This is a genomic window from Pseudomonas sp. E1MeOHC2, assembly GCF_058745025.1.
Window position 1 is genome coordinate 1140980 of the sequence record NZ_CP196675.1, and the last position, 24291, is coordinate 1165270.

Annotated in this window: 27 protein-coding genes; 17 read left to right on the forward strand and 10 right to left on the reverse strand. The window is 60.9% G+C overall.

What is annotated here, in order from left to right; all coding sequences use genetic code 11:
- Positions 1-2 precede the first annotated feature (2 nt).
- Together ACSSU5_RS05020 and dcd are read right to left on the reverse strand one after the other, a co-directional pair.
- The gene (locus tag ACSSU5_RS05020) at positions 3-230 is read right to left on the reverse strand and encodes a hypothetical protein (RefSeq protein WP_264311882.1); all 228 of its coding nucleotides are present in this window, start codon (positions 228-230) and stop codon (positions 3-5) included.
- A gap of 95 nt (positions 231-325) precedes the next feature.
- Positions 326-892: a dCTP deaminase gene (dcd, locus tag ACSSU5_RS05025; protein ID WP_012313046.1), complete on the reverse strand. Its 567-nt coding sequence runs from the start codon at positions 890-892 to the stop codon at positions 326-328.
- 339 nt (positions 893-1231) lie between these two features.
- Between dcd and ACSSU5_RS05030 the strand changes: the two genes are divergently transcribed.
- Positions 1232-1441, forward strand: a complete 210-nt coding sequence (locus ACSSU5_RS05030; RefSeq protein WP_012273869.1) for a cold-shock protein — start codon at positions 1232-1234, stop codon at positions 1439-1441.
- A 163-nt stretch (positions 1442-1604) separates the two neighbouring features.
- Here the strand turns inward: ACSSU5_RS05030 and apbC are convergent, their stop codons facing one another.
- Positions 1605-2699, reverse strand: a complete 1095-nt coding sequence (apbC, locus tag ACSSU5_RS05035; protein ID WP_264311881.1) for an iron-sulfur cluster carrier protein ApbC — start codon at positions 2697-2699, stop codon at positions 1605-1607.
- A 158-nt stretch (positions 2700-2857) separates the two neighbouring features.
- Here apbC and metG point away from each other — a divergent pair, with 158 nt between their 5' ends.
- From metG to ACSSU5_RS05070, 7 genes are all read left to right on the forward strand, one after another.
- Positions 2858-4903, forward strand: coding sequence for a methionine--tRNA ligase (gene metG, locus ACSSU5_RS05040; RefSeq protein ID WP_492560726.1), 2046 nt, complete (start codon positions 2858-2860; stop codon positions 4901-4903).
- A gap of 88 nt (positions 4904-4991) precedes the next feature.
- Positions 4992-5540 carry an Rnf-Nqr domain containing protein gene (locus ACSSU5_RS05045; RefSeq protein ID WP_492560727.1) on the forward strand — a complete coding sequence of 183 codons (549 nt, stop codon included), beginning with the start codon at positions 4992-4994 and terminating at the stop codon, positions 5538-5540.
- 42 nt (positions 5541-5582) lie between these two features.
- Entirely contained in the window at positions 5583-6554 is a 972-nt protein-coding gene (locus tag ACSSU5_RS05050) for an RnfABCDGE type electron transport complex subunit D (protein WP_492560728.1), read from the forward strand.
- Complete coding sequence (locus ACSSU5_RS05055) at positions 6551-7153, forward strand: RnfABCDGE type electron transport complex subunit G (RefSeq protein WP_492560729.1); 603 nt, start codon at positions 6551-6553, stop codon at positions 7151-7153. The genes ACSSU5_RS05050 and ACSSU5_RS05055 overlap by 4 nt, the downstream gene beginning before the upstream one ends.
- On the forward strand, positions 7146-7670 hold the full coding sequence (locus ACSSU5_RS05060) for an NADH:quinone oxidoreductase (protein ID WP_492560730.1): 525 nt from the start codon (positions 7146-7148) through the stop codon (positions 7668-7670). The genes ACSSU5_RS05055 and ACSSU5_RS05060 overlap by 8 nt, the downstream gene beginning before the upstream one ends.
- A gap of 4 nt (positions 7671-7674) precedes the next feature.
- Positions 7675-8313, forward strand: coding sequence for an endonuclease III (nth, locus tag ACSSU5_RS05065; protein WP_264311875.1), 639 nt, complete (start codon positions 7675-7677; stop codon positions 8311-8313).
- A gap of 104 nt (positions 8314-8417) precedes the next feature.
- Positions 8418-8594, forward strand: a complete 177-nt coding sequence (locus tag ACSSU5_RS05070) for a PA3496 family putative envelope integrity protein (RefSeq protein WP_027594199.1) — start codon at positions 8418-8420, stop codon at positions 8592-8594.
- A 42-nt stretch (positions 8595-8636) separates the two neighbouring features.
- Here ACSSU5_RS05070 and ACSSU5_RS05075 read toward each other — a convergent pair whose 3' ends face one another.
- Complete coding sequence (locus tag ACSSU5_RS05075; RefSeq protein WP_264311874.1) at positions 8637-9260, reverse strand: response regulator transcription factor; 624 nt, start codon at positions 9258-9260, stop codon at positions 8637-8639.
- A gap of 369 nt (positions 9261-9629) precedes the next feature.
- Between ACSSU5_RS05075 and ACSSU5_RS05080 the strand changes: the two genes are divergently transcribed.
- Positions 9630-10064 carry a hypothetical protein gene (locus tag ACSSU5_RS05080; RefSeq protein WP_264311873.1) on the forward strand — a complete coding sequence of 145 codons (435 nt, stop codon included), beginning with the start codon at positions 9630-9632 and terminating at the stop codon, positions 10062-10064.
- A 70-nt stretch (positions 10065-10134) separates the two neighbouring features.
- Here the strand turns inward: ACSSU5_RS05080 and ACSSU5_RS05085 are convergent, their stop codons facing one another.
- Entirely contained in the window at positions 10135-11352 is a 1218-nt protein-coding gene (locus tag ACSSU5_RS05085; protein ID WP_264311872.1) for an argininosuccinate synthase, read from the reverse strand.
- A gap of 165 nt (positions 11353-11517) precedes the next feature.
- Positions 11518-12444 (reverse strand): flagellar protein MotY, encoded by a 927-nt coding sequence (locus tag ACSSU5_RS05090; RefSeq protein WP_492560731.1) that lies wholly within the window; start codon positions 12442-12444, stop codon positions 11518-11520.
- A gap of 130 nt (positions 12445-12574) precedes the next feature.
- Between ACSSU5_RS05090 and pyrC the strand changes: the two genes are divergently transcribed.
- Complete coding sequence (pyrC, locus tag ACSSU5_RS05095) at positions 12575-13621, forward strand: dihydroorotase (RefSeq protein WP_264311870.1); 1047 nt, start codon at positions 12575-12577, stop codon at positions 13619-13621.
- Between the two features lie 59 nt (positions 13622-13680).
- Complete coding sequence (rnt, locus tag ACSSU5_RS05100) at positions 13681-14292, forward strand: ribonuclease T (RefSeq protein WP_371097688.1); 612 nt, start codon at positions 13681-13683, stop codon at positions 14290-14292.
- Positions 14293-14378: 86 nt separating this feature from the next.
- Here the strand turns inward: rnt and ACSSU5_RS05105 are convergent, their stop codons facing one another.
- The gene (locus ACSSU5_RS05105; protein ID WP_008099573.1) at positions 14379-14981 is read right to left on the reverse strand and encodes a peroxiredoxin; all 603 of its coding nucleotides are present in this window, start codon (positions 14979-14981) and stop codon (positions 14379-14381) included.
- A gap of 210 nt (positions 14982-15191) precedes the next feature.
- On the opposite strand from ACSSU5_RS05105, the gene ACSSU5_RS05110 reads away from it, so the two are divergent.
- Positions 15192-15410, forward strand: coding sequence for a bacterioferritin-associated ferredoxin (locus tag ACSSU5_RS05110; protein ID WP_264311868.1), 219 nt, complete (start codon positions 15192-15194; stop codon positions 15408-15410).
- Between the two features lie 201 nt (positions 15411-15611).
- Positions 15612-16085, forward strand: a complete 474-nt coding sequence (gene bfr, locus ACSSU5_RS05115; protein WP_027594191.1) for a bacterioferritin — start codon at positions 15612-15614, stop codon at positions 16083-16085.
- Between the two features lie 57 nt (positions 16086-16142).
- Here the strand turns inward: bfr and grxD are convergent, their stop codons facing one another.
- Both grxD and ACSSU5_RS05125 read right to left on the reverse strand, forming a co-directional pair.
- Positions 16143-16478 carry a Grx4 family monothiol glutaredoxin gene (grxD, locus tag ACSSU5_RS05120; protein WP_264311867.1) on the reverse strand — a complete coding sequence of 112 codons (336 nt, stop codon included), beginning with the start codon at positions 16476-16478 and terminating at the stop codon, positions 16143-16145.
- A gap of 91 nt (positions 16479-16569) precedes the next feature.
- Complete coding sequence (locus ACSSU5_RS05125) at positions 16570-18678, reverse strand: molybdopterin oxidoreductase family protein (RefSeq protein WP_492560732.1); 2109 nt, start codon at positions 18676-18678, stop codon at positions 16570-16572.
- A gap of 364 nt (positions 18679-19042) precedes the next feature.
- On the opposite strand from ACSSU5_RS05125, the gene argF reads away from it, so the two are divergent.
- On the forward strand, positions 19043-19963 hold the full coding sequence (argF, locus tag ACSSU5_RS05130) for an ornithine carbamoyltransferase (protein ID WP_264311865.1): 921 nt from the start codon (positions 19043-19045) through the stop codon (positions 19961-19963).
- On the forward strand, positions 19960-21069 hold the full coding sequence (locus ACSSU5_RS05135) for an ABC transporter ATP-binding protein (protein ID WP_264311864.1): 1110 nt from the start codon (positions 19960-19962) through the stop codon (positions 21067-21069). Before argF ends, ACSSU5_RS05135 begins: the two co-directional genes overlap by 4 nt.
- 37 nt (positions 21070-21106) lie before the next feature.
- Here ACSSU5_RS05135 and ybaK read toward each other — a convergent pair whose 3' ends face one another.
- Positions 21107-21577, reverse strand: a complete 471-nt coding sequence (gene ybaK, locus ACSSU5_RS05140) for a Cys-tRNA(Pro) deacylase (protein WP_264311863.1) — start codon at positions 21575-21577, stop codon at positions 21107-21109.
- A 303-nt stretch (positions 21578-21880) separates the two neighbouring features.
- Between ybaK and ACSSU5_RS05145 the strand changes: the two genes are divergently transcribed.
- Together ACSSU5_RS05145 and glpK are read left to right on the forward strand one after the other, a co-directional pair.
- Positions 21881-22732 carry an MIP/aquaporin family protein gene (locus ACSSU5_RS05145; protein WP_033702676.1) on the forward strand — a complete coding sequence of 284 codons (852 nt, stop codon included), beginning with the start codon at positions 21881-21883 and terminating at the stop codon, positions 22730-22732.
- A gap of 51 nt (positions 22733-22783) precedes the next feature.
- Positions 22784-24283, forward strand: a complete 1500-nt coding sequence (glpK, locus tag ACSSU5_RS05150; RefSeq protein WP_492560733.1) for a glycerol kinase GlpK — start codon at positions 22784-22786, stop codon at positions 24281-24283.
- Positions 24284-24291 lie beyond the last annotated feature (8 nt).

A 24291-nucleotide genomic window follows, 5' to 3' on the forward strand; every position in this document is an offset into this window, starting at 1 on the left:
GCTCAGGCGACCGGTGCGGGAGGCGGCTCATCGGGCAAGGTGGGTTCACCTGGCTCCATGGGCTGCGTTTCACCCGGCTCCGGTGGTTGTGGGGTATCGGGATCAGGCTGATGAGGCACGCCCCCCGCCTGCATCGGCAGCGGATGCGCCAGCAGTGACCATGGCAACAACCCGACATGATTGGGCTGCAAACCAGCCAGCTTGGCACTGATTGCGGGATGGAGTTTCATTGGCGGCTCCTGACGAGAGCCGATGCGCATCATGCACATCGGCAAGTTACTCGTTGGAGTCGCAAACACGCGGGGAATTCCCCGCGCTCGTCGGCTCAGGTGCGTGGCAGGGTGACGCCACGCTGGCCCTGGTACTTGCCGCCACGGTCCTTGTAGGACACTTCGCATTCTTCATCGGATTCCAGGAAGAGCATCTGCGCCACACCCTCGTTGGCATAGATTTTTGCCGGCAAGGTGGTGGTGTTGGAGAATTCCAGGGTCACGTGGCCTTCCCACTCTGGCTCAAGCGGGGTGACGTTGACGATGATGCCGCAGCGCGCATACGTGCTTTTGCCCAGGCAGATGGTCAGCACGTTGCGTGGAATGCGGAAGTACTCCACAGTGCGGGCCAGGGCGAAGGAGTTTGGCGGGATGATGCAGACGTCGCTCTTGACGTCGACAAAGCTGCCGGCGTCGAAGTTTTTCGGGTCGACGGTGGCCGAATTGATGTTGGTGAACACCTTGAATTCGTCGGCGCAGCGCACGTCGTAGCCGTAGCTGGAGACGCCGAAGGAGATGACACGGCTGTCGTGTTCGCCGCGCACCTGGCGCTCGACGAAGGGTTCGATCATGCCGTGTTCCTGCGCCATGCGGCGAATCCACTTGTCCGATTTGATGCTCATGGCGGGGTGTCCTGAAGAGTTGCGAGGTGAAAATCGTGAGGCGCATCTTACCGGTCCCGGCGCCCTCTTCAAAGTTCCATCCTGCATTCTGGCCACAATCCCCGCCAGGCGGGGCTTACAGCCGCCGCCGATCTGATTTTCAGTAAAGCGGCCTCTGGCCATTGGCAGGTTGCGGAAAGTGGGTTAAGGTGGCGCCACTGTGCTGCACGTGACACCGAGAATCTCTAGTTTGATGCACGATCCTGATCGGCCCATCTCTGAATTTTCTGCTCTCTTTGCACTCAGTCCCGGGCAGGGATTTTCCTGACCGTTATCAACTTTGTCCAAGGAGACAGAAACATGTCCAACCGTCAAAACGGTACCGTTAAGTGGTTCAACGACGAGAAAGGCTACGGCTTCATCACCCCTCAGTCGGGTGACGACCTGTTCGTGCACTTCAAAGCCATCCAAGCTGACGGCTTCAAGACCCTGAAAGAAGGCCAAGCTGTTACTTTCGTCGCTACCCGCGGCCAGAAAGGCATGCAGGCTGAAGAAGTTCAGATCGCCTAAGTCGATCTAAGCTTTCTAGCTTTCAAAAAACCCGCCTTCTGGCGGGTTTTTTTATGCCTGGCTGAACCGGCGCTGCCTTCTTCGCGGGTAAAACCGCGCCTACAGGCCTGTGGTGTACCTGTAGGAGCGGGCTTACCCGCAAAGCAGGCGACGCGGTCTCTGGTCAGTCTTCGCTGATGGTAATGTTCGGCATCGCCGGTGCCGCTGCTTCCTGCAGCACGATGCGCGCGCCCACCTGACGGGCCAATTCCTGATAGACCATGGCGATCTGGCTTTCGGGCTCGGCAATCGCCGTTGGCTTGCCACTGTCGGCCTGTTCGCGGATCAGCATCGACAACGGCAGCGACGCCAGCAGGTCGACGCCATACTGGGCCGCCAGTTTCTCACCGCCGCCTTCGCCGAACAGGTGCTCGGCATGGCCGCAGTTCGAACAGATGTGCACGGCCATGTTCTCCACCACACCCAGCACCGGGATATTGACCTTGCGGAACATCTCCACGCCCTTCTTGGCGTCCAGCAGGGCCAGGTCCTGCGGCGTGGTGACGATCACCGAGCCGGCCACCGGTACCTTCTGCGCCAGGGTCAACTGGATGTCACCCGTGCCTGGCGGCATGTCGATCACCAGGTAGTCGAGGTCATCCCAGGCGGTCTGGGTCACCAGTTGCAGCAACGCGCCGGACACCATCGGGCCACGCCACACCATCGGCGTGTTGTCGTCGGTGAGAAACGCCATGGACATGACTTCCACACCATGCGCCTTGATCGGCACGAACCACTTCTGCTCGCGAATCTGTGGCCGAGTGCCTTCAGCGATACCGAACATCACGCCCTGGCTAGGGCCATAGATATCCGCGTCGAGAATACCGACCCGGGCGCCTTCACGGGCCAGGGCCAAGGCCAGGTTGGCGGCAGTGGTCGACTTGCCGACGCCACCCTTGCCCGAGGCCACGGCGATGATGTTCTTGACGTTGGCCATGGCCGGCACCTGCGCCTGAGCCTTGTGCGCGGCGACCACGCAGTCGATCGACACCTGGGCGCTGCTGACGCCTTCCAGGTTGCCGATCGCTGTCTGCAGTACCTGGGCCCAGCCGTTCTTGAACAACCCTGCGGCATACCCCAGTTGCAACTGCACATTGACCTGCCCGCCCTGGATATCGACGGCGCGCACACAACCTGCGCTGACTGGATCCTGGTTCAGGTAGGGGTCGGTGTACTGGCGAAGCACGCCTTCGATGGCGGCACGGGTGACGGCACTCATGGAGACTCCCATTGGCAAACTGAATGTAAAACAGGCGCCTATCCTAACCCGTCAATCGTCAGCAGGTGCGTCTGTGGGGTGAAATATCTTCGCCAGCCCTTTATAGTGGCCGATCACCCTCATTTTTACCCCGTAGCCAGATAAGTAGCCGAGCCACCATGTCCGAGCCACGTCAGATTCTCGTCACCAGCGCCTTGCCCTATGCCAATGGATCGATCCACCTTGGCCATATGCTCGAGTACATCCAGACAGACATGTGGGTCCGTTTCCAGAAACTACGCGGCAACCAGTGCATCTACGTCTGCGCCGACGACGCCCACGGCTCGGCCATCATGCTGCGCGCCGAAAAGGAAGGCATCACCCCTGAGCAGTTGATCGCCAACGTCCAGGCCGAGCACAGCGGCGACTTCGCCGACTTCCTGGTGGATTTCGACAATTTCCACTCGACCCACAGCGAAGAGAACCGTGAGCTGTCCGGCATGATCTACACGCGCCTGCGTGAAGCCGGGCACATTGCCACCCGTTCGGTGACCCAGTACTACGACCCTGAAAAGGGCATGTTCCTGGCCGACCGTTTCATCAAGGGCACCTGCCCCAAGTGCGCGGCCGAAGACCAGTACGGCGACAACTGCGAAAAGTGCGGCGCGACCTACGCCCCGACCGAGCTGAAGAACCCCAAGTCGGCCATCTCCGGCGCCACTCCGGTGCTGCGTGATTCCCAGCACTTCTTCTTCAAGCTGCCCGATTTCCAGACCATGCTGCAGCAGTGGACCCGCAGCGGCACCTTGCATGAAGCCGTTGCCAACAAGCTGGCCGAATGGCTGGACTCGGGCCTGCAGGAGTGGGACATCTCCCGCGACGCGCCGTATTTCGGCTTTGAAATCCCGGGCGAGCCAGGCAAATATTTCTACGTCTGGCTGGATGCGCCAATCGGCTACATGGCCAGCTTCAAGAACCTTTGCGCGCGCCGCCCGGAGCTGGACTTCGATGCCTTCTGGAAAGAAGACTCCAAGGCCGAGCTGTACCACTTCATCGGCAAGGACATCGTTAACTTCCACGCCCTGTTCTGGCCAGCCATGCTTGAAGGCGCGGGCTTCCGCAAACCGACTGCGGTCAACGTGCACGGCTACCTGACCGTCAACGGCGCCAAGATGTCCAAGTCGCGCGGCACCTTCATCAAGGCCCGCACCTACCTGGATCACCTGCAGCCGGAATACCTGCGTTACTACTACGCGGCCAAACTGGGCCGTGGCGTCGATGACCTGGACCTGAACCTGGAAGACTTCGTGCAGAAGGTCAACTCCGACCTGGTCGGCAAGGTGGTCAATATCGCCAGCCGTTGCGCCGGTTTCATTCACAAAGGTAACGAAGGCGTACTGGTAGCCGGTGATGCTGCGCCCGAGTTGACCGAAGCCTTCCTGGCCGCCGCGCCTTCCATCGCCGAAGCCTACGAGAGCCGTGACTTCGCCCGCGCGATGCGCGAAATCATGGCCCTGGCCGACCGCGCCAACGCCTGGATCGCCGACAAGGCACCTTGGTCGCTGGCCAAGCAGGAAGGTAAACAGGATGAGGTTCAGGCCATCTGCGCCCAGGGCGTCAACCTGTTCCGCCAGTTGGTGATCTTCCTCAAGCCGGTACTGCCGGTGCTGGCCGCCGATGCCGAGGCTTTCCTCAATGTCGCGCCACTGACCTGGAACGACCACCAGTCGCGCCTGGAAAACCACCGCCTGAACGCCTTCAAGGCACTGATGAGCCGCATCGAACCGGCCAAGGTCGACGCCATGGTCGCTGCCAGCAAGGAAGACCTGCTGGCGGCTGGAGCCCAGGCCCAGGCCCCGGCAGGCAATGGCGAGCTGACCAAGGACCCGCTGTCGGCGGAAATCGAATTCGATACCTTTGCCGCCGTCGACCTGCGCGTGGCGCTGATCGTCAAGGCCCAGGCCGTACCCGGTGCCGACAAGCTGTTGCAACTGACGCTGGACATCGGTGACGAGCAGCGCAACGTGTTCTCCGGCATCAAGTCGGCCTACCCCGACCCGTCCAAGCTGGAAGGCCGCCTGACCATGATGGTAGCCAACCTCAAGCCTCGGAAAATGCGCTTTGGCGTCTCTGAAGGCATGGTCATGGCCGCCGGCCCTGGCGGTGAAGAAATCTACCTGCTCAGCCCGGACAGCGGCGCCAAGCCAGGCCAGCGCATCAAGTAAGCCCCCCTGCCCCGGCCTCAGTGCCGGGGCAGTTCCCTCTCCCGCTCAATGCCGGACAATCGCCACGATTCCCGGCTATCGTCAGTTCATGAGTGACTACGTTCTGGTTCTGATCAGCGCTACGCTGGTCAATCATCTGTGCCTGCAGCAGCAGCCGACTTCTCAGCTGCGCTTGCATGTGCTCGGCCTGGCATGCGCCCTGTCCATTGCGCTGGGGCTGATCGGCGCTCACCTGCTGAGGTGGCTGGTGCTCGACCCTTGGCAGATCCACGACCTCAGCCTGTTCCTGTTGCTGCCCTGGCTGGCGTTGCTGGCATTCGCAGTGCCGTGGGCACTGACAAGGCTACGCCCTGGCTGGCCTGTGGCCGACCTGACCGGGCTGCTGCTGTGTAACGCCACCGTGCTGGGGCTGGCTCTGGAAGAGGCAGGCAACGACACCACCTGGCTTTCGACACTGACCAAGGGCTTGCTGGCAGGGGGCGGCTTGTGGCTTGCACTGGCCCTGTTCGCGGACCTGCGCCAGCGCAGCGCACAGGCCGACATACCCGGCGCCCTGCGCGGCCTGCCCATAGAACTGCTTGGCGCCGGGGTAATGGCCATGGCATTTTCCGGTTTCAACGGACTCTTCGCACAATGAAGCGGATTCAACACCCCCAGCCCCGAGAGTACGAGCGCGATCATGGCGAAGCCTGACCCACGCCTGCGTACGAGCATGGGCCTGGTGCTACTGGCCTGTGCACCTGGTTTACTGACGCTATTGTGGTTGCAGGGCTGGGGGCTGCTCTGCAATCTGCTGCTGTGCGCCAGTGCAGCGCTGCTCTGCGAGGCGCTGTTAGTGAAGCTGCGTGGCCAGCCTGTCAGCGTCGCACTGAACGACGGCAGCGCACTGGTGACCGCCGTGCTGCTGGCGGCCGCACTGCCTACCCAGGCCCCAGGGTGGCTGCCCGTGGTCGCCGCTGTAGCGGCTATCGGGGTGGGTAAACAGGCTTTTGGCGGTGTCGGACGCAACCTGTTCAACCCGGCCATGGTTGGTTTTGCCTTTGTGTTGCTGAGCTTTCCCTTGCAGATGAACCAGTGGCCAGGACAGCCATCAGGCCTGTTCGAGAGCCTGCAACAGGTATTGGGTGGCGGTGAGCACATCGATGCCTGGGCACAACCGACAATCCTCGATGGCCTGCGCCATAACCGCAGCCTGACCCTCGACGAGCTGTTCGCCAGCCACCCGGGCTTTGGCAGCATCGGCGGGCGCGGTGGTGAATGGGTCAATCTGGCCTTTTTGCTCGGTGGCTTGTTTCTGTTGCAGCGCAAGGTGTTCAGTTGGCACGCGCCAGTGGGTTTGCTGGTGGGGTTGTCGCTGTTCAGCCTGCTGGCCTGGAACGGGTCAGGCTCGGACTCCAATGGCTCCCCCTTGCTGCACCTGTTTTCTGGCTCGACCATGCTGGCCGCCTTTTTCATTGCCACCGAGCCTGTCTCCGGCCCCAGAAGCGAAGGGGCCAAGCTGGTATTCGGCTTTGGTGCGGGCCTGCTGATCTACCTGATCCGCACCTGGGGCAGTTACCCCGACGGCACGGCGTTCGCCATCCTGCTGATGAACCTCACGGTCCCCAGCCTCGAACGGCTGGCCCTGCGCCGCCAGCGGGCTGACCGGTGAACCGCCGGGTGCGTTCAGCAGGGCTGCTGCTGGTGACAGCTGCACTGGCGTTGTCGACGACGCTGGTCTGGCGCACGTGGACAACCCCGTCCATCCGCGAAGCCGAAAAACAGCTGCAAAGTCGCCAGAGACTCGCGGTATTGCCCGAGGGCAGTTACGACAACCAGCCGCTGGATGCTCCGCTGCCCAGGCCCGGCTCGCCACTTGCACACAGCCGCATCATGGCAGCCTACCGCGCAACGCTGGTGGGCAAGCCTAGCGCCATCGTCCTGGTTACCCATGCCCAAGGCTATGCCGGGCCAATCGTGTTAAGCATCGCCATCGCACCGGACGGGCGCCTGATCGGTAGCCAGGTGGTCGAGCAGCAGGAAAGCCCTGGGCTGGGCGGACGCCTTGCCGACCCGCAAGCGAACTGGCTGGCGCAGTTTGCCGAACACCGCCTGAGTGATCGCTGGGCATTGAAGCGGGACCAGGGCGATTTCGACCAACTGGCGGGCGCGACAGTAACCTCACGCGCGGTTATCGAGGCAATACAAGATGCCCTACGCTATTTCGATGAGCACCGTCACGTATTGCTCGGGGAGCTCGACCATGAATAGGGGCTACTTGCTGGCCGCCAGCCTTGCCCCCCTGCTCGGTGCCACGCAAACGCTGCCCTTGGCCGCTGCCATAGGCGTGTGCGCGGTCATGATGCTCGGCCTGCATCAAGTAGGGCTGATGCCGTTGCGCAGCCGCCTGAACGGTGCGGCATACGTGCTGGCAAGCCTGCTGCTTTTGGCTGCCCTGGCCTGCTGCCTGCAGTTGGCACTGCGTGCCTGGCTGCTGCCAACGGCGCTGTTACTGGGCCCGTATCCGGCCCTACTGTGCCTGCAGTGCCTGGCAGCAGACCGCCTGCTACCGCATGAAGGCCGTTGGCACGCACTGCTGGTGCACCTGGCGGGCCTGCTGGCCGCCTGCCTGCTGCTCGGCGCCTGCCGTCAAGGGCTGACCGAAGGCTTGGGCGTGCACCTTGCCAGTGTCGCCCCTGGCGCCCTGCTACTGCTCGGCGTGCTGTTGGCCTTGTACAATCACCTGCGTCCGGGCTCTGCCCACCCACGTCGTCAAGGAAAGCCCTGATTCCATGAATGCCGCAAAACGCCTGGAGATCTTTCGCAGGCTTCACGAAGACAATCCTGACCCCAAGACGGAACTGGCCTATACCACACCGTTTGAACTGCTTGTTGCCGTCACGCTGTCAGCGCAATCCACTGACGTAGGCGTCAACAAGGCCACCGCGCGCCTGTTCCCGGTCGCCAATACCCCAGAGGCGATCTACGCCCTGGGCGTCGAAGGGCTGAGCAATTACATCAAGACCATTGGCCTCTACAACAGCAAAGCCAAGAACGTGATCGAGGCTTGCAGGCTGCTGATAGAGCGCCATGACAGCCAAGTGCCACAAACCCGAGAAGCACTCGAAGCGCTGCCAGGGGTGGGCCGCAAGACGGCCAATGTGGTACTCAACACGGCGTTCCGGCAGCCGACCATGGCAGTGGACACCCATATTTTCAGGGTCAGTAACCGCACCGGTATCGCACCGGGCAAAACCGTGCTGGAGGTCGAGAAGAAGCTGGTCAAGTTCGTGCCCAAGGAATACCTGCTCGATGCCCATCATTGGCTCATCCTGCATGGGCGCTACGTATGCCAGGCACGCAAGCCCCGCTGCGGGAGTTGCCGAATCGAGGACCTGTGCGAATACAAGCAGAAGACGTCTGACGATTGAGCCGATAGCGAAAAACCACCCGGTACGATTGAAAAAATCTTTTTTACCAGCGTCAGCTTTCTGGTTATAAGGACGGCCAATGGCCCTTTGGCTTGGAGCGACTCATGAGTGCCGATAAAGACGACCTGTCAATCGAAGATGATTTTGTTGCCGCAGATGATGAAGCGGAGCCCCAGGTAGAGACTGCAAAGACCAACCTGAGCAAACGCCGCACCATCGACAACCTGCTGGAAGAGCGACGCCTGCAGAAGCAACTGGCCGATTTCGACTACGATCTGTAGCGCAATGCAAAGCCTGCCCTGGGAGGCTTTGCATTGCGGCGCTCAGTTCAAACCGTGACGCTGCGCAAGCTCGATCAGGTCTACCAGCGACCGGGCGTTGAGCTTGAGCAACAAGCGTGACTTGTACGTGCTGACGGTCTTGTTGCTGAGGAACATGCTGTCGGCAATTTCCTTGTTGGACCGACCGCGCGACAGCTGTTGCAAGACCGTCATTTCCCGGGCCGAGAGGCGGTTGACCATGTCCGTCTCGCTACCACCTCCCCTACCCCGTGAGGCATGCAAGGCCTGATTAGGGAAATAGCTGTAGCCTGACAGCACGGCCTTTATGGCGCTAAGCAATTCGGTCAGCTCCTGTTGTTTGCACACATAACCCGCCGCCCCCGCTTGCATGCAACGCATCGAGAAGTTTCCAGGCACCTGCGAGGTGAGCACCAGCACTTTGCTGCCTGGGCTGAAGGCGGCCATGCGGGCGATGACTTCAAGGCCATCCAGTTTTGGAATACCGATGTCGAGCACGACGATATCGGGCAGGTGTTCACGCGTCAGTTGCAAGGCGGCCACGCCGTTATCGGTTTCCGCAACGACGTCATACCCATGCCGCTCCATCAGCATACGTACGGCTAGGCGTATGACCGGATGGTCATCCACGATAAGGACTTTATTCATGTGATATCCATTCATTCATTTATTTTTGCTATGGCACGCCACGATAACCGACAGAACGCTTCGTGGCGCGACGATTTGCCAATGAAACTCATGAATAGACGAGCCCTACAACACTTACAGAAATTTCCTACACAAAACTTCGCACAGCGCTAACCGCAAGGTTAAAGACTCACAAGAAACCGCATCGCGGATTCAATCGACTGAAGCCACTGAAAACAAACTTCCACGCGCGGAATATGCCACTTCAATGAGGCGAAAAATTCAGGTACGAGGTTGTTCATCAGAAAGTGCTCAGGCGGGAAACACTGCAGCCTTCAGTTAAGCGCCGCAGCACGGTAATGATGAGCAAAACCGCAGGAGACAGCCATCATGCCCGAAGCACAACCTGTCGCCCCGCTGACGATCATTGCTATCTTCGCGGGGATTATCGAAGCATCCGCACTTGCGACACTGCCGTTCCTCAGCGAATCCAGCCAGAGCCTCTATACTTGGTTTCTGGTGGGCTTTCCGTTTTTCCTTACTGCGCTGTTCTTTCTAACCCTGAACTTCAATTACAAGTCGTTCTATAACCCAGGTCTAAAAAGAGCAACTAACGACAGCCCGGACACCGATGCACTCGAGCCGGTTACCGTTATCTTTTCCGGCCCCGATGCACAACACCGGCTGGAACAGCACATCCTCGTGGCCCTCGCTCAAGCGCCGGCATCAACGCGTACCTGGCACTTCCTTAATCTGGAGAAGCGCCAATGCGCACGCCTGTCCATCAGCGCACTTGAGGAAGGTACCGCCAATCGTAGAGCTTGAAGGCCATTTGGATAGCGCCACAAAAAAAAACCCCGGCCTGAGCCGGGGTTCGTGCAACGCGTGCCAGTACTCAGAGCAGCGAACGGCCCTTGTTGGCGGCAATGCGCATGCGCAGTGCATTGAGCTTGATGAAGCCGGCAGCGTCCGCCTGGTTGTAGGCGCCGCCATCTTCCTCGAAGGTCGCGATGTTGGCATCGAACAGCGAGTCGTCCGACTTGCGGCCGACAACGGTGACATTGCCCTTGTACAGTTTCAGGCGTACTACGCCATTCACGTTGACCTGCGAAGCGTCGATCATCTGCTGCAGCATCACACGCTCCGGGCTCCACCAGTAACCGGTGTAGATCAGGCTGGCGTATTTCGGCATCAGCTCATCTTTCAGGTGAGCGACTTCGCGGTCCAGGGTGATCGACTCGATCGCACGGTGGGCGCGCAGCATGATGGTCCCGCCAGGCGTCTCGTAGCAGCCACGGGACTTCATGCCGACGTAACGGTTCTCGACGATGTCCAGACGGCCGATGCCGTTGGCGCCGCCGATGCGGTTCAGGTCGGCCAGGACGGTGGCCGGCGACTTCTCGACACCATCGATGGCGACGATGTCACCGTTGCGGTAGGTCAGTTCGAGGTAGGTAGCCTGGTCCGGGGCGTTTTCCGGAGAGACGCTCCAACGCCACATGTCTTCTTCGTGCTCGGTCCAGGTATCTTCCAGGACACCGCCTTCGTAGGAGATGTGCAGCAGGTTGGCGTCCATCGAGTACGGCGATTTCTTCTTGCCATGACGCTCGATCGGGATACCGTGCTTCTCGGCGTAGTCCATCAGCTTCTCGCGGGACAGCAAGTCCCACTCACGCCAAGGGGCGATGACCTTGACGCCCGGCTTGAGCGCATAGGCGCCCAGTTCGAAACGAACCTGGTCGTTGCCTTTACCGGTTGCACCGTGGGAAATGGCGTCGGCGCCGGTTTCGTTGGCGATTTCGATCAGGCGCTTGGCGATCAGCGGACGGGCGATGGAGGTACCCAGCAGGTACTCGCCTTCGTAGACGGTGTTGGCGCGGAACATCGGGAACACGAAATCACGCACGAATTCTTCGCGCAGGTCGTCGATGTAGATCTCTTTCACACCCATCGCCTGTGCCTTGGCACGGGCCGGCTCGACCTCTTCGCCCTGACCCAGGTCAGCGGTGAAGGTCACCACTTCGCAGTTGTAGGTATCCTGCAGCCACTTGAGAATCACCGAAGTATCAAGGCCGCCGGAATACGCCAGTACGACCTTATTTACGTCCGCCATGCCATCACTCCACGGGGTTGTACGGAAAGGGGTCGATTCTAACGGCGTTGCGGAAAAATTTACAGTGGGGCGACAGCTTCTGACGACAAAGCGACAGTAATTGTCGAAGGCGCGACGTACTGTGTGGCTGCCTTGCCGGCTGCCACAGCGTTCCTGCCAATGGTGTTATTTCGCAGCGGATGCAGGTGCAGGCACAGGCGCTGGCGTTTCAGCCGCCTTCTCGACCGGCTTCTCAACCACCGCCACCCGATCCAGCTCGATATTCACCCGCCGATTACGCGCCCGGTTGGCGGCACTGTTGTTCTTCGCCAGCGGATAGCGCTCGCCGTGGAAGCGCACGGTGATCTGCGCTTCCGGCACGCCATGGGCCTTGAAATAGTCCGCCACGGCCATCGCCCTGCGGCGCGAAAGATCACGGTTGGTCAGGCGATTACCGCTGTTGTCGGAATGGCCGTTGAGTTCGATGTGGTTAACCGTCGGGTCGGCCTTCATGTAATCGAGCACCACGTCCAGCCGCGCCCGAGCCGAATCGTCCAGCTCGATGCCCCCCCCTGGGAAGCCCACCTGTGTCTGGCGCACTTGATCGTAATTCATCGGCAGCAACTTGCTGGCACAGGCCTGGTAGTCGCCATAGGCCTTGGCGAAGCTGACCGGCAGCACCCGAACTTCCATTGCCCGCCCAGCCTCGCCGGTGTAGTTGCGCACCACCGTGCTGCGGCCATCGAGCAAACCATTGATCAGTCGGCTGGCCTGCCCCTGGGACGAACTGAACAGCACGCCGTTGCGCGCCAGGCGCACAACGCCCAGGTTGATATCACCGCGCCCTGGCTGCCAGGGCGCCGCTGCCGCCAGCAACGTGGCTGAACCGGCGCCCAGCGCATTACTGTGTGATCGCAGTTGGAACACCGGCTGCTCACCTGCCCGGCGCACGAACTCGCCACTGCCGAAACCGTCGATCGGTTGGATCAGCCGGCATTCGAACTGGTCGCCCTCGACCTGCCAGGCAATGTTCTCCATGCGCGTCTGGAAAGTCAGTGCACCGGCCGGCAGGCTGGCGAACAGGGTCAACAGGGCTAGGTAACGCTGGCGCACGGGCGGCTCCACAAATTCTGACGGCTTACCTGCAGGGTATCGGACGCTGCCCGAAAAACTTGATAGCCGTGCTCGGGCCAGGGTTTTCCGGTAGCATTGAGCCTTGAGTTCGACCCGCCTGGAATCCCCAATGTCCGATCGCCTGACCCTCCTGCGTCCCGACGACTGGCACATCCATCTGCGCGATGGTGCCGTCCTGCCCCATACCGTTGGCGATGTGGCGCGTACCTTCGCCCGTGCCATCATCATGCCCAACCTCGTACCGCCGGTACGCAACGCCGTCGAAGCCGGCGCCTACCGTGAGCGCATCCTTGCCGCGCGTCCGGCCGGCAGCCGTTTCGAACCCCTGATGGTGCTTTACCTCACTGACCGCACCAGCCCCGAGGACATCCGCGCGGCCAAGGCCAGCGGTATCGTGTACGCCGCCAAACTCTACCCGGCCGGCGCCACGACAAACTCCGATTCAGGCGTGACCAGCATCGACAACATCTTCCCCGCCATCGAAGCGCTGGCCGAAGTCGGCATGCCGCTGTTGGTGCACGGTGAGGTGACGCGCAGCGAAATCGATGTATTCGATCGCGAGAAGCGCTTCATCGACGAACACATGCGTCGCGTGGTCGAACGCTTCCCGACGCTCAAGGTGGTGTTCGAGCACATCACCACCAGCGATGCCGCGCAGTTCGTCACCGAGGCTTCGGCCAACGTCGGCGCGACCATTACCGCCCAGCACCTGCTGTACAACCGCAACCACATGCTGGTAGGCGGTATTCGCCCGCACTTCTACTGCCTGCCGATCCTCAAGCGCAACACCCACCAAGTGGCGCTGCTGGACGCTGCCACCAGTGGCAACCCCAAATTCTTCCTCGGCACCGACTCGGCCCCTCACGCCCGTCACGCCAAGGAAGCCGCCTGTGGTTGTGCCGGTTGCTACACCGCTTATGCAGCCATCGAGATGTACGCCGAAGCGTTCGAGCAGCGCAATGCGCTGGATAAGCTCGAAGGCTTTGCCAGCGTGCACGGCCCGGCCTTCTATGGCCTGCCAGCGAACACCGACACCATCACCCTGGTTCGCGAAGAGTGGACCGCACCCGAAAGCCTGCCCTTTGGCGAGCAGACGGTAATACCGCTGCGCGCTGGCGAGAAGTTGCGCTGGCGCCTGCTGGAGGACAACGCGTGAGCGAAGACCTCTACGAAGACGATCAGGACGGCCAGGCCGGCGGCGGTTCGCGCCACCCGATGGCTGAGCGCTTCCGTGGCTACCTGCCTGTGGTGGTGGATGTCGAGACCGGCGGCTTCAATAGCGCCACCGATGCCCTGCTGGAAATCGCCGCTGTCACCATCGGCATGGACGAAAAAGGCTTCCTGTTCCCGGAACATACCTATTTCCACCGGGTGGAGCCGTTCGAAGGGGCCAATATCGAGGCTGCCGCCTTGGAGTTCACCGGCATCAAGCTGGACCACCCGCTGCGCATGGCTGTGAGTGAAGAAAGCGCGCTGACCGACATCTTCCGTGGCGTGCGCAAGGCGCTCAAGGCCAACGGCTGCAAGCGCGCAATCCTGGTCGGCCACAACAGCAGCTTCGACCTGGGCTTCCTCAATGCCGCGGTCAACCGCAACGACCTCAAGCGCAACCCCTTCCACCCGTTCTCCAGCTTCGACACCGCCACCCTCGCTGGCCTGGCCTATGGCCAGACCGTACTGGCGCGGGCCTGCCAGAGTGCCGACATCGACTTTGACGGGCGTGAGGCGCATTCGGCGCGCTACGACACCGAGAAGACCGCCGAGCTGTTCTGCGGCATCGTCAACCGCTGGAAGGAAATGGGCGGCTGGCGCGATTTCAACGACTGAGTTGAGATTTTGGGGCCGCAAAGCGGTCCCAACATGCAGGCACAAAAAAACCGGCCACCAGGGCCGGTTTTTTATGCGCTCGGCAATTACAGCTTGCCAGCGTTCTCGCTCAGGTATGCAGCAACGCCTTCTGGCGAAGCGTTCATGCCTTTGTCGCCTTTTTTCCAGTTGGCAGGGCAGACTTCGCCGTGCTCTTCGTGGAATTGCAGGGCGTCGACCAGACGCAGCAGCTCGTCCATGTTACGGCCCAGTGGCAGGTCGTTGATGATCTGCGAACGGACAACACCGTTGGTGTCGATCAGGAAGGCGCCACGGAAGGCCACGCCGCCTTCGGACTCAACGTCGTAGGCTTTGCAGATTTCGTGGGTCATGTCGGCAGCCAGGGTGTACTTCACCTGGCCGATGCCGCCGTTGTTGACCGGGGTGTTACGCCAGGCGTTGTGGGTGAAGTGCGAGTCGATCGAAACGCCGATCACTTCCACGTTGCGCGCCTGGAAGTCAGGGATGCGGTTGTCCAGGGCGATCAGCTCGGACGGGCAGACGAAGGTGAAGTCCAGCGGGTAGAAGAACACCAGGCCGTACTTGCCCTTGATGGCCGAGGCCAGGTTGAAGCTGTCGACGATTTCGCCGTTGCCCAGCACAGCTGGAACGGTGAAGTCGGGGGCTTGTTTACCAACGAGTACGCTCATTGTTATCTCCTGATGAGGGTGAAAAACCGTTTGCCGGGCCAGACGGGCCTGCCCGACATCCAACAAAGGCTGACCATCATACACGGCTTCTCATGACAGGCCGAATCCAACCGCCGGTCGCTCAAGCACGGCCCTCTCAGAAAGTCTTTTGACAAGCATTCTCATTACCATTAAGCTCCAATCCATCTCAACCAGCGATGGTCCGACTTTATGTATGTGTGTCTTTGTGTCGGCGTGACCGATGGACAGATCCGCGATGCGATCTATGAAGGATGCTGCAGCTACAAGGAAGTTCGAGCCGCGACCAATGTCGCCAGCCAATGCGGCAAATGCGCCTGCCTTGCCAAGCAAGTGGTGCGCGAAACCCTGACCGATCTTCAGGTCAGCCAGGCTGCCCTGCCCTATCCGGTAGAATTTACCGCTGCCTGAAACCACCTTATTTGAAGAACCGGGCCTAGTGTCCGGTTTTTTTATGCCCGAAATTCAATAACTTAGCTCCCCAACGCGCTTCACAAACATTCTTATTCCTATTCATTTTCACTTATTATTCAACAACTTAGGTTTGACAGCCCTAAGTATCAAGCTCAAACTTCTCTGTATTGGCACACTTCTACAGGGCAGGAACCCGTCATGAAAGGCGACGTAAGCGTCATCCAGCATCTCAACAAGATCCTCGGAAACGAGCTGGTCGCGATCAACCAGTACTTCCTGCACGCACGCATGTACGAAGATTGGGGCCTGAACAAACTCGGCAAGCACGAGTACAAGGAATCCATCGACGAGATGAAACACGCTGACAAACTGATCAAGCGTATTCTCTTCCTCGAAGGCATCCCCAACGTCCAGGACCTGGGCAAGCTGCTGATCGGCGAGCACACCAAAGAGATGCTCGAGTGCGACCTGAAGATCGAACAAAAAGGCCTGATCGACCTGAAAGCCGCCATCGCTCACTGCGAAACCGTCGGCGACTTTGGCTCGCGTGAAATGCTCGAAGACATCCTCGAGTCCGAAGAAGAGCACATCGACTGGCTGGAAACCCAGCTGAGCCTGATCGACAAGATCAGCATCGAGAACTACCTGCAGTCGCAGATGGGCGAAGAGTAAAATCACCGCCCATAAAAAAACCCGCCATGAGCGGGTTTTTTTATGGGCGTTCTAGGATCAGGCTTCAGCAGCCTTCGCCTTGGCAGCCGCTTCCTTGATCAGGGTTTGCAGCTCACCGTTTTCAAACATTTCCAGCATGATGTCGCTGCCGCCGACCAGCTCGCCAGCTACCCACAGCTGCGGGAAGGTTGGCCAGTTGGCGTACTTGGGCAGGTTCGCGCGGATTTCCGGGTTCTGCAGGATGTCGACGTAGGCGAACTTCTCGCCACAACCCATCACAGCTTGCGATGCCTTGGCCGAGAACCCGCATTGCGGGGCATTCGGCGAGCCTTTCATGTAAAGCAGAATGGTGTTGTTGGCAATCTGCTCTTTGATCGTTTCGATGATATCCATGGAACACCTCGTCTGAACTTTCCGACTCGATGGTCGGCACGGTGACGCATTGTATCGGAAAGCCGAGCGGAGTGCTCGGCCTTGCCGTTGCTCAGGCGGCCTCTACGTGCACAGGCACGCCATTGAGGGCTGCATTGCCCGACACCTGATCGCGCAAGCGCTCATCGGTCAGGTCGTTGGCACTGACCCCAGGCTGCCCGTGGGCAATCTGCAACCGCACGCCCTGGCGGCCATGGCCATACCCGTGTGGCAGGCTGACCACGCCTGGCATCATGTCCGTACACGCCTGCACCTCAACTTCGAGGGTGCCGGTACGCGAACGTATGCGCACACGCTGGCCATCCTGCAACTGCCGTTGCTGCAAATCGTCAGGGTGCATCAACAGCTGATGGCGCGGCTTACCTTTGACCAGCCGGTGATAGTTGTGCATCCACGAGTTGTTGCTGCGCACATGGCGGCGGCCGATCAACAACAGCGTCCCCGACGCCATCGGCGCTTGCCGTGCCAGCCTGGCCAAGTCGTCGAGCAGCACCTGCGGTGCCGCCTCGATGGCCTGGCTGGCAGTGTTCAAACGGGCCTCCAGATTGGCGCTCAACGGCCCAAGGTCGACCCCGTGGGGGTACCGATCGAGCGTTTCCAGCGAGAGTTTCCAGGCCGACTCATCGCCGTAGCGCCCCTTGCGCAGGGCCCAATCGATCATCTTCGCCGGCGCCATGGTTGGCTTGAGCTCAAGGTTCGCCCGTTCGGCAAAGGCCCTGGCCAGGCCGACAAAGATCTCCCAATCATGCAGCGCGCCTTCGGGCTTGGCCAGGATCGCTCGGTTGAAGCGCGTCACGTTGCGCACGGCCAGCAGGTTGAAGGTGCTGTCGTAGTGATCGTTCTCCAGCGCCGACGTGGACGGCAGGATCAAGTCGGCATGGCGAGTGCTCTCGTTGATGTAAAGGTCGATGCTGAGCATAAATTCGAGCCCCTCCAGCGCCCCGTCCAGTTGCCGACCGTTAGGCGTGGACAGCACCGGGTTGCCCGCCACGGTGATCAGGGCCCGCACCTGCCCCTCTCCGGGCGTGAGGATTTCCTCGGCCAGTGCAGCGACCGGCAGCTCGCCCGCGTACTCCGGCAGCCCCGAAACCCGGCTCTGCCAGGCATTGAAGTGCCCGCCCGAAGTACTTGCCACCAGGTCGACAGCAGGCTCGGTACACAATGCGCCACCCACCCGATCCAGGTTGCCGGTGACCAGGTTGATCAGTTGCACCAGCCAGTGGCACACGGTGCCGAAGGCCTGAGTCGAAACGCCCATGCGGCCATAGCAGACCGCCTTGTCGGCCGCCGCGAAATCCCGCGCCAGTTGGCGAATATCCGCAGCAGCTATGCCACACAATGCGCTCATGGCTTCGGCCGTGAACGGGGCGATTGCGCTGCGCACCTGATCCAGGCCATTGACTGGCACGTGTGACACACGGGTCAGGCCTTCGTCGAACAGGGTATTGAGCAAACCACTGAGCAATGCCGCATCGCCGCCGGGGAGGATGAACAGGTGCTGGTCGGCCATGGCTGCCGTTTCGCTGTGCCTCGGGTCAACCACCACCAACTGGCCACCACGGGCACGCAGGGCCTTCAGGCGCTTTTCCACATCGGGCACGGTCATGATGCTGCCATTGGACGCCAACGGGTTGGCGCCCAGCATCAGCATGAAGTCGGTGTGGTCGATGTCCGGAATCGGCAACAGCAGACCGTGGCCGTACATCAGGTGACTGGTCAGGTGCTGGGGTAATTGATCCACCGAGGTGGCCGAAAATCGATTGCGGGTCTTCAACAAGCCCAGGAAATAGTTGCTGTGGGTCATCAACCCATAGTTGTGCACGCTGGGGTTGCCTTGATACACCGCCACTGCGTTGCGACCGTGGGCCTGCTGGATGCGCCACAATGTGTCGGCCGCCAGGGCGAAGGCCTCGTCCCAACCGATCGCCTGCCATTGATCGCCAACCCGTCGGTGGGGCTGACGCAGGCGGTCGGGATCGTTCTGGATGTCTTGCAAGGCCACGGCCTTTGGGCAGATATGGCCGCGGCTGAACGGGTCGTCGGGGTCGCCTTTGATCGCACTGATCAGCGCCCGACCGTCGTCGTCATGGCTGACTTCAATGTTCAACCCGCAGATCGCTTCGCACAGGTGACAGGCACGGTGATGCAGGGTCTTGGTCATGGCCGCCTCTGCGTTATGGTGGGTCCGATCACGACTATGCGCCCGGCCCCAGGGCCCCGCCAGCGCGTTTCGCGCTGTGAATTCCCCGACATCAGGCAAACGATTCGCGACACACATTTGCCAAATCGCGGGCAAGCCGTGTACAACCTCTGTAGCAAATAAAAAACAGCGCACGCTCAATGGGTAACGACACCCTTTGCAACAGAGCTGCTGTTTCCCCTCTTGGTTTCAGGCGACATTTAATTATAGTATTGCGCCTTTCCCTATTTCGTCCGCCCCGTGCGGCTTACGCCGCAGGTCACTCCCGTTGTCAAAAAAAACCATACGGTCGACCTGCATACCGTTGCAGATAAGGTAGTCAATCATGAGCGCTAGGCACTTTCTCTCCCTGCTGGACTTCACCACCGACGAATTGCTCGGGGTGATCCGCCGCGGCATCGAGCTGAAGGACCTGCGCAAGCGAAGCGTGCTGTTCGAGCCCCTCAAAAACCGTGTGCTGGGCATGATCTTCGAAAAGTCCTCGACCCGTACCCGAGTGTCGTTCGAGGCCGGCATGATCCAGTTGGGCGGCCAGGCGATCTTCCTGTCGCCTCGCGATACCCAACTGGGCCGTGGCGAGCCAATCGGTGACAGCGCCATCGTCCTGTCGAGCATGCTCGACGTGGTGATGATCCGTACCCACGCCCACAGCACCTTGACCGAGTTCGCCGCGAAATCGCGCGTACCGGTGATCAACGCCCTGTCCGATGAGTCGCACCCGTGCCAGTTGCTGGCCGACATGCAGACGTTCCTCGAACATCGCGGCGCGATCCAGGGCAAGACCGTGGCGTGGATCGGTGATGGCTTCAACATGTGCAACTCCTATATCGAAGCCGCTCGGCAGTTCGATTTCCAACTGCGCATCGCCTGCCCGGAAGGGTACGACCCGGATCCACGCTTCATGGCACTGGGCGGTGATCGCGTGCAGATCATCCGCGATCCCAAGGAAGCAGTACGTGGCGCGCACCTGGTGACCACCGATGTCTGGACTTCCATGGGCCAGGAGGAGGAAACTGCACGGCGCCTGGCGCATTTCGCGCCTTACCAGGTCACCCGCGAACTGCTCGACCTGGCGGCACCCGACGCCCTGTTCATGCACTGCCTGCCCGCCCACCGTGGCGAGGAAATCAGCCATGACCTGCTCGACGACCCTCGTTCGGTCGCCTGGGACCAGGCTGAAAACCGCCTGCATGCACAGAAGGCCCTTCTCGAATTCCTTGTAGAACCGGCTTACCACCACGCATGAGTCAACCCCTACTGCTCAACCTGCGCAACCTCGCCTGCGGCTATGGCGACCAGCGCATCGTCCAGAACCTCAACCTGCACCTGAACGCAGGCGACATTGGTTGCCTGCTGGGTTCATCCGGTTGTGGCAAGACCACCACCTTGCGCGCCATCGCCGGCTTCGAGCCTATCCATGAAGGCGAGATCCAGCTGGCTGGCGAGGTCATATCCCGTGCCGGCTTCACCCTGGCCCCAGAAAAGCGCCGCATCGGCATGGTGTTCCAGGACTACGCCCTGTTCCCGCACCTGACCGTCGCCCAGAACATCGCCTTCGGCATCGCCAAGCACCCGCGCCAGGCTGAAGTCGTCGAAGAAATGCTCGAACTGGTCAAGCTCGGTGGGCTGGGCGGCCGCTATCCGCACGAACTGTCCGGTGGGCAGCAGCAGCGGGTCGCCCTGGCCCGCGCGCTGGCGCCAGAGCCTCAGTTGCTGCTGCTCGACGAGCCTTTTTCCAACCTCGACGTGGAACTGCGCCGGCGCTTGAGCCATGAGGTTCGCGACATCCTCAAGAGCCGTGGCACCAGCGCTATTCTGGTGACCCACGACCAGGAGGAAGCATTTGCCGTCAGTGACCAGGTGGGGGTGTTCAAGGAAGGTCGCCTGGAGCAGTGGGATACCCCGTACAACCTCTACCATGAGCCGCAGACGCCGTTCGTGGCCAGCTTCATCGGCCAGGGCTACTTCATCCGGGGCCAGATGAGCAGCCACGAGGCGGTCAGTACCGAACTCGGTGAGCTACGGGGCAACCGTGCGTACATCATGGCGCCGGGGAGCTCGGTGGATGTGCTGCTGCGGCCCGATGACATCGTGCATGCGCCAGACAGCCAACTGCGCGCAAGCATCGTCGGCAAGAGCTTCCTCGGTGCATCGACCCTGTATCGCCTGCAACTGCCTACAGGCAGCCAGCTGGAGGCGATCTTCCCAAGCCATATCGATCAACAGGTCGGTGAAGACGTAGGGATTGCGGTGGAGGCCGATCACCTGGTGCTGTTCCCAGTGCCGGGCAGTGTCGCGGCGCAGTTGCCACGGCAGGAGAATGGTGTTCGCCGGTACAGTTCGGCGACCTGATTCTGTATTCAGGGGCTGCTGCGCAGCCCCAGCAATGTCAGCCCCGGCCAATGCCTGCAAACGTGCCCTGGGTATGTTCAGCCAGCACCGCTGCCGCCAACTCCACTTCCAACCCGCGCCGCCCGGCGCTGACATGAATGGTTGCAAAGTTTTGCGCCGAATCATCAATGAAGGTGCGCAGGCGCTTCTTCTGGCCCAACGGGCTAATGCCGCCCACCAGATACCCCGTGGCACGCTGGGCCGCCGCAGGGTCGGCCATCTCACACTTCTTCACCCCCGCCGCATGGGCCAGCGCCTTAAGGTCCAAGGTCCCCACCACCGGCACCACCGCCACCAGCAATTCACCTTTCTCACTGCTCGCCAGCAAGGTCTTGAACACCTGCTGCGGGTCGAGCCCGAGCTTTTCCGCTGCCTCCAACCCATACGACGCTGATTTCGGATCGTGTTCATAACTGTGCACGCGATGCTCGGCGCGGTTTTTTTTCAACAGGTCTAGGGCGGGGGTCATGCGTAGGCTCCGGTCAGGGACAAGTCGGCGGCTACTTTAGGACATATCCCACATCCCAGCCAGTTCGGAGCTTACGCGCCTCTCTAGCGTAAGGTTTCGCGACCTAGAACTACGTCCAAATCGTGACTGACCGTTCACTTTCGACCTTTGACATAAGCGTTTCTTGTCTATATTTTTTCGTTTCTGAATAAATGGTGCACGTTTTAGGTGCATTTCTTACATCTGCCCGGGGTCAATGGGGATAGACACCGGGCTTTGCTGTCGAGCGCCACGCGCCTCACAACAAAAAAAACGAGGTCATACATGACGACTGCTCTACGCGAACCCACCTTGTCCAGCCAATGCCTGGCCGAGTTTCTTGGCACTGCGCTGCTGATCTTTTTCGGTACTGGTTGCGTCGCCGCGCTCAAAGTCGCGGGCGCCAGCTTCGGCCTGTGGGAGATCAGCATCATCTGGGGCGTCGGCGTGAGCATGGCGATCTACTTCACCGCTGGCGTTTCAGGTGCGCACCTGAACCCGGCCGTGAGCATCGCCCTCACCCTGTTCGCCGGTTTCGACAAGCGCAAGCTGCCGTTCTACATGCTCGCTCAGGTGTGCGGCGCCTTCTGCGGCGCAGCGTTGGTCTACACCTTGTACAGCAACCTGTTCTTCGATTTCGAACAAGCCCACGCCATGCTGCGCGGCAGCACCGAAAGCCTGGAACTGGCCTCGGTGTTCTCCACCTACCCGCACCCCTCGCTTTCCACCGGCCAGGCGTTCCTGGTGGAAGTGGTCATCACCGCCATCCTCATGGCCGTGATCATGGCCCTCACCGACGACAACAATGGCCTGCCCCGTGGCGCCGTAGCGCCGTTGCTCATCGGCCTGTTGATTGCCGTGATCGGCAGCGCCATGGGGCCGCTGACCGGCTTTGCGATGAACCCGGCCCGCGATTTCGGGCCAAAATTGATGACTTTCCTGGCCGGTTGGGGCGAAATCGCCTTCACTGGCGGACGGGACATCCCCTATTTCCTGGTTCCGGTGTTCGCACCTATTCTCGGCGCATGCCTGGGCGCCGCAGCGTATCGCGGCTTGATCGCCCGCAACCTGCCGGTGGCGCCAACCGCGAACCCTGAGACAAACGACAATCGCCAGGGCGATACTCAAGTCAACTGATGCGGCCTCACGCCCAAGCCCTGACTTCCTAATTTTGCAAGGCCTACGACCATGACAGACACCCTGGATAAGAACTACATCATCGCCCTGGACCAGGGCACCACCAGTTCGCGGGCCATCATTTTCGACCGCGACGCCAATGTGGTCGGCACCTCCCAGCGCGAATTCGTCCAGCACTACCCCCAGGCTGGCTGGGTCGAACACGACCCGATGGAGATCTTCGCCACCCAGAGCGCCACCATGGTCGAAGCCCTGGCCCAGGCGGGCATCAGCCATGCCCAGGTCGCGGCACTCGGCATCACCAACCAGCGTGAAACCACGGTGGTGTGGGACAAGGAAACCGGCCGCCCGGTGTACAACGCCATTGTCTGGCAGTGCCGGCGCAGTACCGAGATCTGCGCACAACTCAAGCGTGATGGCCATGAAGGCTACATCCGCGAGACCACGGGCCTGGTCACCGACCCGTACTTCTCCGGCACCAAGCTCAAGTGGATTCTCGACAATGTCGAAGGTGCCCGTGAACGCGCCGAACGCGGCGAACTGCTGTTCGGCACTATCGATACCTGGCTGATCTGGAAGTTCTCCGGCGGCAAGGTGCATGTCACCGACTACACCAACGCGTCGCGTACGCTGATGTTCAACATCCACACGCTGGAATGGGACGACAAGCTGCTGGAAATCCTTGGCATTCCACGCCAGATGCTGCCCGAGGTACGCTCCTCTTCCGAAGTCTATGGCCACACCAAGAGCGGGATTGCCATCGCCGGTATCGCCGGCGACCAGCAGTCAGCGCTGTTCGGCCAGATGTGCGTCGAGCCTGGCCAGGCCAAGAACACCTATGGCACCGGCTGCTTCCTGCTGATGAACACCGGCGACAAGGCCGTCAACTCGTCTCACGGCTTGCTCACCACCATCGCCTGCGGCCCCCGCGGCGAGGTGGCCTATGCCCTGGAGGGCGCAGTGTTCAACGGTGGCTCTACCGTGCAGTGGCTGCGCGACGAACTGAAGATCGTCAACGATGCACTGGACACCGAGTACTTCGCCAGTAAGGTCAAGGACAGCAACGGCGTATATCTGGTGCCCGCCTTCACTGGCCTGGGCGCCCCCTACTGGGACCCCTATGCCCGTGGCGCCTTGTTCGGCCTGACGCGCGGGGTGAAGGTAGACCACATCATCCGCGCAGCGCTGGAGTCTATCGCCTACCAGACCCGTGACGTGCTTGACGCCATGCAGCAAGATTGCGGCCAGCGCCTGTCCGAGCTGCGCGTGGACGGCGGCGCAGTCGCCAACAACTTCCTCATGCAGTTCCAGGCCGACATCCTCGGTACCTGTGTGGAACGCCCGAAAATGCGTGAAACCACAGCCCTTGGCGCCGCCTACCTGGCGGGTCTGGCCTGTGGCTTCTGGAGCAGCCTGGACGAGTTGCGCGACAAGGCGATCATCGAGCGCGAGTTCAGCCCACAATTGGACGAGACGCAGAAAGAGAAGCTGTACGCTGGCTGGAAAAAAGCCGTCGACCGTACCCGCGACTGGGAAGACCACGAGGCTTGACGCCTTCC

Bases quoted from the DNA above. Each gene is read 5' to 3' on its own strand.
- ACSSU5_RS05020 (WP_264311882.1), bottom strand. From the start codon at position 230: ATGAAACTCCATCCCGCAATCAGTGCCAAGCTGGCTGGTTTGCAGCCC.
- dcd (WP_012313046.1), bottom strand. From the start codon at position 892: ATGAGCATCAAATCGGACAAGTGGATTCGCCGCATGGCGCAGGAACAC.
- ACSSU5_RS05030 (WP_012273869.1), top strand. From the start codon at position 1,232: ATGTCCAACCGTCAAAACGGTACCGTTAAGTGGTTCAACGACGAGAAA.
- apbC (WP_264311881.1), bottom strand. From the start codon at position 2,699: ATGAGTGCCGTCACCCGTGCCGCCATCGAAGGCGTGCTTCGCCAGTAC.
- metG (WP_492560726.1), top strand. From the start codon at position 2,858: ATGTCCGAGCCACGTCAGATTCTCGTCACCAGCGCCTTGCCCTATGCC.
- ACSSU5_RS05045 (WP_492560727.1), top strand. From the start codon at position 4,992: ATGAGTGACTACGTTCTGGTTCTGATCAGCGCTACGCTGGTCAATCAT.
- ACSSU5_RS05050 (WP_492560728.1), top strand. From the start codon at position 5,583: ATGGCGAAGCCTGACCCACGCCTGCGTACGAGCATGGGCCTGGTGCTA.
- ACSSU5_RS05060 (WP_492560730.1), top strand. From the start codon at position 7,146: ATGAATAGGGGCTACTTGCTGGCCGCCAGCCTTGCCCCCCTGCTCGGT.
- nth (WP_264311875.1), top strand. From the start codon at position 7,675: ATGAATGCCGCAAAACGCCTGGAGATCTTTCGCAGGCTTCACGAAGAC.
- ACSSU5_RS05070 (WP_027594199.1), top strand. From the start codon at position 8,418: ATGAGTGCCGATAAAGACGACCTGTCAATCGAAGATGATTTTGTTGCC.
- ACSSU5_RS05075 (WP_264311874.1), bottom strand. From the start codon at position 9,260: ATGAATAAAGTCCTTATCGTGGATGACCATCCGGTCATACGCCTAGCC.
- ACSSU5_RS05080 (WP_264311873.1), top strand. From the start codon at position 9,630: ATGCCCGAAGCACAACCTGTCGCCCCGCTGACGATCATTGCTATCTTC.
- ACSSU5_RS05085 (WP_264311872.1), bottom strand. From the start codon at position 11,352: ATGGCGGACGTAAATAAGGTCGTACTGGCGTATTCCGGCGGCCTTGAT.
- pyrC (WP_264311870.1), top strand. From the start codon at position 12,575: ATGTCCGATCGCCTGACCCTCCTGCGTCCCGACGACTGGCACATCCAT.
- rnt (WP_371097688.1), top strand. From the start codon at position 13,681: ATGGCTGAGCGCTTCCGTGGCTACCTGCCTGTGGTGGTGGATGTCGAG.
- ACSSU5_RS05105 (WP_008099573.1), bottom strand. From the start codon at position 14,981: ATGAGCGTACTCGTTGGTAAACAAGCCCCCGACTTCACCGTTCCAGCT.
- ACSSU5_RS05110 (WP_264311868.1), top strand. From the start codon at position 15,192: ATGTATGTGTGTCTTTGTGTCGGCGTGACCGATGGACAGATCCGCGAT.
- bfr (WP_027594191.1), top strand. From the start codon at position 15,612: ATGAAAGGCGACGTAAGCGTCATCCAGCATCTCAACAAGATCCTCGGA.
- grxD (WP_264311867.1), bottom strand. From the start codon at position 16,478: ATGGATATCATCGAAACGATCAAAGAGCAGATTGCCAACAACACCATT.
- ACSSU5_RS05125 (WP_492560732.1), bottom strand. From the start codon at position 18,678: ATGACCAAGACCCTGCATCACCGTGCCTGTCACCTGTGCGAAGCGATC.
- argF (WP_264311865.1), top strand. From the start codon at position 19,043: ATGAGCGCTAGGCACTTTCTCTCCCTGCTGGACTTCACCACCGACGAA.
- ACSSU5_RS05135 (WP_264311864.1), top strand. From the start codon at position 19,960: ATGAGTCAACCCCTACTGCTCAACCTGCGCAACCTCGCCTGCGGCTAT.
- ybaK (WP_264311863.1), bottom strand. From the start codon at position 21,577: ATGACCCCCGCCCTAGACCTGTTGAAAAAAAACCGCGCCGAGCATCGC.
- ACSSU5_RS05145 (WP_033702676.1), top strand. From the start codon at position 21,881: ATGACGACTGCTCTACGCGAACCCACCTTGTCCAGCCAATGCCTGGCC.
- glpK (WP_492560733.1), top strand. From the start codon at position 22,784: ATGACAGACACCCTGGATAAGAACTACATCATCGCCCTGGACCAGGGC.